Here is a 1,475-nt window from a genome sequence, read left to right as displayed (position 1 = left end):
CACCACCACGGTGGACGCAGCCACCGTCGAACGCTACTACGGTGGCCGCGTGGAAGCCACGGCATTCAAGGTTGCTGACGCCGCCATGGCCGGCAACGGGCCGCAAGCGCTGTCCAGCCTCAGGCATGCCCTCGCCACCGGGGTTGACCCGGTGCCACTGGTAGCCGCCTTCGCCGCAAAGCTCCGCACCCTGGCCAAGGTAGCCGGCGCCCAGGGATCGTCGGCACAGATCGCCAAGCAGCTTGGCATGCAGCCATGGCTCGTGGAACAGGCCCAACGCGACGTTCGCCGTTGGACTCCCGAAGGCCTGATCCGTTCCATCCAGGTCACGGCTGAAGCGGACGCCCAAGTGAAGGGCCTCTCGCGGGATCCTGTGTACGCGGTGGAGCACGCTGTCACCGTCATTGCCACCTCGGCCCGCGGACGCTAGGTCCGCGCTCGACACCCAGACTGTCGGGCGCTACGCGCAATGCTTGGCGACGCCCGAATATCTGGGTCGATAGGCATATTCCGCGTCGTCAGTAAGCCCCGCCCGTCCGCCGGCGTGCCTCGAATCTTAAATACGCGAGGCCGGCACCCAAATGGGTGCCGGCCTCACGTTCAGCTCAGTCGAACTGGATAAACCTTAGAGTGCGTTGACCTTTTTGGAGATCGCCGACTTGCGGTTTGCAGCGTTGTTCTTGTGAATAACGCCCTTGCTGACAGCCTTATCCAGCTTACGGCTAGCAGCAACAAGAGCCTTTGCAGCGGCATCCTTGTCCGTGGACTCAACGGCGGTGGCAACGGCGCGGATGGCCGTCTTCAGCTCAGACTTGACGGCGTTGTTACGCAGGCGAGCCTTCTCGTTGGTGAGGATGCGCTTCTTCTGGGACTTGATATTAGCCACGTGTGTGAACTCTCTTTTTAATGCGGAAAATGGTCTAGAGGGTTTTCAGGTTGGCCATCGACTGAGCGGCGTGGGGATGCCTATGGCAGCCAACCATGAGTGGCCGTCGACCTGCACGGACACACAGCCATAAATATTATCAGACTCGGCCCTTTTCCGGGGATTTCGGGTCTACGCCGAATCGTGTTGCCCGTTGAGCCGACGCGCCACAACTTGGAAAGCGCGCTTGTCGAGGACAGCACCCTCGCGCCGGACGTCCGCCGGATTGATGCGAACCACCCGGTCTACCTTGACCTCGCTGGGCCGGCTTGGGGGTCCCAGGACCCAGTTCCGATGTCGACGTAGTCATCTGAACGGCGGCCGTTGTCGTGGTCTTTGCTGGTCAGCATCAGCCCGAGCAGCCACGCGCCGTCGTGCCCTATCAACAGGACCGGGCGATCCTTGCCCTGGGAATAATCCTCTTCGTACGGAACCCAGGACCACACGATCTCTCCGGGGTCCGGTTTGCCGTCCGGATTGGGGCAGTACCGCGGAGCCACGGCGCCGCGGAAGTCGCCCGGGTAGGAGCGGGAGAGCTGCCCGACGCCGG

Annotated in this window: 2 protein-coding genes and 1 pseudogene; 1 reads left to right on the top strand and 2 read right to left on the bottom strand. The window is 62.8% G+C overall.

Annotation, left to right across the window (positions count from 1 at the left end):
• Positions 1-430: DNA polymerase III subunit delta (holA, locus tag AHiyo1_RS22165; protein ID WP_445286253.1), on the top strand; the 430-nt coding region annotated here is incomplete at its 5' end.
• Between the two features lie 195 nt (positions 431-625).
• On the opposite strand, the gene rpsT is transcribed toward holA, so the two are convergent.
• The gene (gene rpsT, locus AHiyo1_RS22160; protein ID WP_028267110.1) at positions 626-886 is read right to left on the bottom strand and encodes a 30S ribosomal protein S20; all 261 of its coding nucleotides are present in this window, start codon (positions 884-886) and stop codon (positions 626-628) included.
• A gap of 171 nt (positions 887-1,057) precedes the next feature.
• A pseudogene (locus tag AHiyo1_RS22155) lies at positions 1,058-1,475 on the bottom strand (type II toxin-antitoxin system PemK/MazF family toxin); the annotation flags it as partial.

Origin of the sequence: Arthrobacter sp. Hiyo1 (assembly GCF_001263615.2) — a bacterium.
Taxonomy (GTDB): Bacteria; Actinomycetota; Actinomycetes; order Actinomycetales; family Micrococcaceae; genus Arthrobacter.
This window is presented reverse-complemented; position numbering and strand designations above follow the sequence as displayed.